Annotated in this window: 5 protein-coding genes and 2 pseudogenes; 4 read left to right on the top strand and 3 right to left on the bottom strand. The window is 68.3% G+C overall.

Annotated features, from left to right (window positions below):
- Window positions 1–370 precede the first annotated feature (370 nt).
- Window positions 371–1,054: a hypothetical protein gene (locus M878_RS91095; RefSeq protein ID WP_023553938.1), complete on the top strand. Its 684-nt coding sequence runs from the start codon at window positions 371–373 to the stop codon at window positions 1,052–1,054.
- 206 nt (window positions 1,055–1,260) lie between these two features.
- The gene (locus tag M878_RS000000101260) at window positions 1,261–1,593 is read left to right on the top strand and encodes a low temperature requirement protein A (protein ID WP_078630557.1); all 333 of its coding nucleotides are present in this window, start codon (window positions 1,261–1,263) and stop codon (window positions 1,591–1,593) included.
- A 729-nt stretch (window positions 1,594–2,322) separates the two neighbouring features.
- Here the strand turns inward: M878_RS000000101260 and M878_RS91085 are convergent.
- Entirely contained in the window at window positions 2,323–2,730 is a 408-nt protein-coding gene (locus tag M878_RS91085; protein WP_023553936.1) for a hypothetical protein, read from the bottom strand.
- Between the two features lie 208 nt (window positions 2,731–2,938).
- Here M878_RS91085 and M878_RS91080 point away from each other — a divergent pair.
- Window positions 2,939–3,700 (top strand): annotated as a pseudogene (locus M878_RS91080) (IS701 family transposase); the annotation flags it as partial.
- Window positions 3,701–3,762: 62 nt separating this feature from the next.
- Here the strand turns inward: M878_RS91080 and M878_RS000000101255 are convergent.
- Together M878_RS000000101255 and M878_RS91075 are read right to left on the bottom strand one after the other, a co-directional pair.
- A pseudogene (locus M878_RS000000101255) lies at window positions 3,763–3,978 on the bottom strand (AMP-binding protein); the annotation flags it as partial.
- Window positions 3,978–4,514 carry an AMP-binding protein gene (locus tag M878_RS91075; protein ID WP_023553933.1) on the bottom strand — a complete coding sequence of 179 codons (537 nt, stop codon included), beginning with the start codon at window positions 4,512–4,514 and terminating at the stop codon, window positions 3,978–3,980. The pseudogene M878_RS000000101255 and the gene M878_RS91075, both read right to left, overlap by 1 nt.
- An 821-nt stretch (window positions 4,515–5,335) precedes the next feature.
- On the opposite strand from M878_RS91075, the gene M878_RS98100 reads away from it, so the two are divergent.
- Entirely contained in the window at window positions 5,336–5,674 is a 339-nt protein-coding gene (locus tag M878_RS98100; RefSeq protein ID WP_158692904.1) for a hypothetical protein, read from the top strand.
- Window positions 5,675–6,000: the final 326 nt, after the last annotated feature.

Below are 6,000 nucleotides of genomic sequence, written 5' to 3'. Positions count from 1 at the left end.
GGAGGCTACTTGGCGCGCTGGCCGCGCTCATGCTCGGTGTCGCCAGGTGGTGCGGAGGGTCTCTGCGCCATCATCGCGGCGGGCAACTCGGCCGCGAGTTCCTTGTCCTTGACAGCGCTCCGTGCGGAGTTGACGACGATCCGCATGCCGTCGGGCGACGGCCGCGCGGATGCCGGACGACGGTCCGCTGGCGAGTGCCACGCGACTGGCGCTCATCGAAGAATCGTGATGCGGGGCCCCGGACCTCGGCGGCCGGTTCGCGCCGTTTCAGGGTGTTCGCCGGACGTGCCTCCGGGGCCGCGGTTAGCGTGTGGCGCGCCGTCCGCGAAGGTGCGGGCGGTGCCTCACGACGTCATGAGGGGGTTTCTCCATGGAGTTACTGCGCAGATCGCGGGCGCGGCTGGTCATCGCGCTGCTGATGGCGGCCGGGCTGGTGCTGGCCGGTTCGGGAGCGGCGAGCGCTACGGCGCGTGCCGAGATTCCGGCGCCCGGCGGGAGCGGGATCTCGGCCACTGTGCTGTTCCACGGCCAGGTCGTCCCGCAGCCGTACCACCCGGATCCCGACGCCGCCTTCGGCGACCGCAAGTGTCGGCAGATCTACCACGACTACGACCCGACGCCCGGCTGCGGAGGGTTTAAGCTCGACTTCACCCTGCATAACGTCCGCAGCCGACCCGGCTACCAGGCGGGTCTCTACAGCACCGACTACTACTTCAACTCCTACGCCGACACCGCCCGCACCTTCGGCTGCCTGCGCCCCGACGGCACCTTCGACCACCGCACCGCCTTCGTCGTCCGAAGCGAGCATGAGCAACTGATGCGGACCTACTACTTCACCGAGGCCAACTGGGTGATATCTGACCTGCGTTCGAACCCGACTCAGGACTCGGGGCCGCAGTTCTACGTGAACTTCCCCGCGGTGCAGGTCAACTGCCCCGACGGGATGACCCCCACCCAGTTCGGGCTGAAGGTCACCAACGTCAGCCTCACCATCGCCGACGACAACGTCTTCGGCCACACCACCTGGACCACCCCCGGCCCGTTCTACGCATAGCCCGCGAGACGGTCGGCCCATGGTGCCGACGACGGCGTAATTCGCCGTCGTCGGTACCACTTCACCATCCTCCCGAACGCGCTGCTGCGGGACGACCGGCCGACGTAACTGGCGCCGGGCCTGCTGGCCGAGCCGCTGAGCCGGACGTCCGGCTGGGAGACGCACGCTGACGCGCCATCGGACCCACGCCCGCCGCCACAGCGGCAATGTATTCGGCGAAGGACGTCGCGGTATCCGCGCAGCGCTCGCGGAACTGGAACCAACGGGCAACACGATCCGGCGGAAAGAAGAGGCGGAGCGGGGCTGCTTCGTCACGGTTGGTGTTCGTCGTCGCGGTCACTCAGGTGGCCAGCCTCCTGCATGCCGACCACCGCCGGCCTGGGGGCGGGCGGGCCGCGGTGGTGCTCATCCCGATCATCTGGACATGGGGCGGCACCACGATGCACGCCAACACGCATGACCTGGAGCGGGCCTTCGAACGTCTGGGCGCGTTCGCGGTCGGGCTGTGCGGCCTGTTCATGGCGCTGGCCCTACCGTAGGCATACGGCTCTCGCGGGCTGCTGTTCGGCGCCAGCTACCGGGCGGCACACCTGGCGCTGCTCTTCCTTGCACAGCGCAGCTACCGCGCCGTCGTGTTCACCCCCTACACCGCCGGCGCCCTCATCACCGGACCCCTGCTTCTGGCCGGCTGGCTGGTCCACGGCACCGCGCGGGTCGCGTCTGTTCCGGGCTCCACCGTAGGTCCAGGTGGTCCTGGATGAAGGCGCGCAGCTGCGGGTTCTGGCCGATCCACCCGGCCTTGGGGCGGGCCGGGACGGCGTACGGACCATAGGCCCAGCGGGATGCATCTGCGCGCATCGGCAGGCCGTTGCGGCGAATCTCGCGGCAGATCGCAGAGGGGCTGCGTCACAGCTCAACGGCAATCTGCCGGATCGTGGGCTTCTCCCCCAGCGGTCGGCGATGTCGGTCCGGCGGTCTTGGCGCAGGTAACCGGGACGAACCCAACGGGGACGCCGGCCGCTGAGCCGGGCGGCGCCCCCTTGGTCCTTCGGGTGGCGACGATTCCGCCATCGCTTTCCAGTGCGGTAGTTGATCCCGACGCGTCTACACGCTTCCCGGCTGCTCAGGCCCTGATTGCCCCGGTCTTCCCGGATCCCGAAGTCCACCCCACCCCTTGAGCTGGGATGTTGCAACGGCGCCTAGAACCTGAGGGGGTGCCAGGGGCGCGCAGCCCGTGTGACGAAACCCAGACATCGTGGGTGGTGAAGTCAGCGGAGGGCGACCGTGAACACGGGGGACACCGCACCACCGCCTACCACGCGGAATTGCTTCTTGCCCTTGACGCCCAGATCATCCCGCATTGTGTATGACGTTGCGTATGAACCGTCCTGGGCGACGGCGGCAGCGGCGGGCAAGCTGACCCACTTGGCACCCTGCTTGTTCTGGAGCATCACCTTGGTGGCGGGCTTGAGGCCGGTCGACGTGCCAGTGATCCTGAACGCCTCCCTTGCCTGGACGCTGCTGACGCTGGCCTTGGCGGTCAGTGTCGCCCTTTGCGCTACGGCACTGGCCGTCTGCGTGGTGGTCAGGGGGGCTCCCACTGCGGCGGTGGCACCGTCCGTCAGGAGAATGACGCCGAGAGCGCTTGCAGCGGCAAGACGGAACGCGTGGTTCATCGTGATTTCCTATCCATTGCTTGGCGTTGAGGCTTTCCTCGATGACAACAACGCCGGGCACGGCCGGTCAGTAGCTGCGCCGTACGAATGGTTCCCACACAATGCCGTCGACGGGGCGAACGCTGCCTATCGGTGGTTTGTTGACGGCGGGTTTGTCCGGGAGTAGGCCGTGTGATGGAGGCGTCAACTACGGTCTGGGGAGCCCGAGATGACGAAGAGGCTGCCGTGCCCGCCGGCACCTGGTCTACTGGAAGCGTACGCTGTCCGGTTCGATGACCTCTTCTCCACGCTGGCTCAGCGCCGGGGGTTTCGCGAGTACCTGGCCGGGCTGCTGCTGCCGCGGGACCGGAACAAGACCCTGACCTGCCTGGCAGGTACGGAACCCGTGGTCGGCGCCCAGCATGCGGCAGTCCAGCGGCTGCAGTTCTTCCTCTCCGAGTCGACCTGGGACCAGGACGCGGTCAACGCTCGACGGCTGGAACTACTACTGGCCGACCCGGCCACTGCCCCGCACCCGGGCGGGGTGCTGGTCGTCGACGACTCCGGAGACCGCAAGGACGGCAGCGCGACCGCGCACGTGGGCAAGCAGTACCTCGGCTCGGTCGGCAAGATCGACCGCGGCGTGGTCACCGTGACCACGTGCTGGGCGGACGAGCGCGTCTACTACCCACTGCACGCCGTCCCCTACACCCCCGCCCACCACTTCCCGCACGGCAAGAGTGATCCCCAGTTCCGTACGAAGCTGCAGATCGGGGCAGTCCTGGCCCGTCAGGCTGCAGAGGCAGGGGTGTCTTTCAGGGCGGTGGCAGCCGACTGTGCCTACGGCGACCACGACAGCTTCCGCCGCGACCTGTCCGCCGCCCACCTGCCGTTCGTGATGGCTCTCAAACGAGGCCACGGCAGCTGGCAGTACCAAGACGCCTTCCGGCCGGTGGATGCGGCCCGCGAACTGGCCTGGCAGGGTCCTGAGCAGCAGTACAGGACGGTCACCTGATACCGGTCCAGGAAGTCGGCGAGCTCGGACCCGAGCCGTCCCGGTCCCGTGGGTCCTGCGACCAGGGTGGCGCCGGCCGCCCAGGTAGGCCAGATCTCCTCGATCGAGAAGTCGAAGGAGATGGTCATGCCCTGGTACACGCGGTCCGAGGGCCGGATTCCGTAGACCGGGGAGACGACGCGCACGAAGTTGCCGATGCTCGACCGGGCGACCTCCACTCCTTTGGGTCTGCCGCTGGACCCCGAGGTGTACATCACGTAGGCCAACGGGTCCGCCACTTTCCTCGGCCCTTCGTACGGACGTGTGGTGGGCAGCGTCGCGAGGTCCCGGGCCCGGAGTCCGCCTCGATGACCGCGCATGTCCTGGGCGGCATCGCCCGGACCGCGTCGGCCGTGCGGGCGGAGGCGGTGAGCAGGGCATCGGCACCGGCATCCTGAAGGATGAAGGTCACCCGGTCCGCGGGCGCAGCGGGATCGACCGGCACGAACGCCGCGCCCGCCTTGCACACGCCGAGCAGGCTCGCGTACATCTCCGCGGACCTCGGCAGGAGCAACCCGACACGGCTGTCCGGTCCGATGCCGAGACGCCGCAGCCGATGGGCGACCTGGTTGGCCCGGGCGTCCAGTTCGGCGTAGCTCAACCGCTGAGCGCCGATTTCGAGCGCCACGGCGTGCGGGGTGCTGTCACAGGCGTCCTCGAAGAACCGGTTCAGTCCGGTGACGCTCCCGACGGCCGGGGCCGTGCGGTGCCGGGCCGGGGCGACGGGCGGAGTGACGGTATCGGAAGTCATGGCGGTTCCCGTGGGATCCGACGGCGAATCGGTACGGTGGAGCCGACTGCGGCACGGGGATGCGCAGCCTCCCAGGCACCCTCCAGCCTGCACGCCATGAGCTGAGAGGACGCTGAAAGGACGCCCATGGGGCGGCTGTCGCGGGCGGTCGGCCAACGTCGGGAGGGTGGATGCCGCGGGACGGGCCCGGCGAGGGGGCTGATAGGGACTGCGGGGCAATTGCTGGCCGGCCTGTGATGCGGCGGTGTTCCTGCGGCGTCGGGCGGCCGTTGCTCGGCGCAGCGGCCCGGGTCGCCGATAGAGGCCAGCTGGAATTCGGTGGGTGGTCATGGCTCGCCTAAGGACCCCGTTGCTCTTGTTGCGTCGATATGCAAATTGAGCGTGTCGGCCTAGTGGCGGCCTGTGTCTGAGCAGCACCTAGAGCGCTTCTGACGGCTCTTGAAGCGGTCTCTTGCCCGAAACGGATGCGCCTGGCGAGGCAACCGCTGCCTCATGAGGCGCCCCACGCCAAGGCAATCGATCAGCCGGCAGCAGACCAAGAGCCGTCAGAAACGACCTAGTGGTCACGCCCAGGGCGATGGCCAGTCGTACCGCGCGGGTCTTCGCACCGCGCCTGGATCGGAAGAGGGCGGACCTGGGCAGCAGTTGCAGTCCCGGTCATAGCCCGGCTCACGCCGGGATTCTGTCCTGCTTGCCTGACCGCCGTACCCATTCCGTCGCCCGGCGCTCGGTTTACCGCGGGGGCGAGGGAGATCGCTTCCCGAGACGCCGGGCGGGCACCTTACTGTCTGACGATCTGCCTCGACTCGAAGCGTCGATCTGTGGTCATACCCGCCGCGGGTTCGCTTGCGGGTGCCGATCAGGCGGAGGTGCGCCATGACGATCACCATCACGCTGCTGTGTTGATGGCGGCGTCTCCCGAGGCTGCCGAGGCCGGGGGGCCGACGCGTGCGGAGGAACTGCGACGGGTCGTACTCGTCGCATGGCATGAGCTGCTTCAGCCGTTCCTGGGTGTCGGTGCCCGGACGGGGGTTGTGCAGGATCAGGTGGTGGCCGGGCAGCTCGGGCAGCGACAGCAAGGTGGCGTCGAAGATCAGCATACCGGCGTCGGGGTGGTCCACCGCCTTGACCGTCTGCGGGCCAGCCGGCCATACGAGTGACACAGCTGGCCATCACGTGCCGCGATCCGCCAGCGTCGCATGCCGCCTCAGGGTCTCAACCCTCTGGTCACGCTGGGGAATTTGGCATCCGCCGATGTCGAATCGCACACCGTCACGAGTTCGCATCCGATGCAATTGGCGGTGGCTGGACCATCGATACAGCCATTAACGCCAAGCACTTGATCTTGGTCTCGGAGCGGTGAGCTCTGGGGGCGGTGTCGTGTCGCTGACCAGCCGCAGAGTGGGGCGCGGTGGAGCGAGCTCGCGGAGTTCGAGTGCCGCCTCACGCCAGTTGCCGGTCAGCTGGAGCAGGCGCTCGCTGTCGT

The organism is Streptomyces roseochromogenus subsp. oscitans DS 12.976, from assembly GCF_000497445.1.
Taxonomy (GTDB): domain Bacteria; phylum Actinomycetota; class Actinomycetes; order Streptomycetales; family Streptomycetaceae; genus Streptomyces; species Streptomyces oscitans.
Note: the sequence above shows the minus strand (reverse complement) of the source record. Positions and strands in the feature narration are given on the sequence as shown.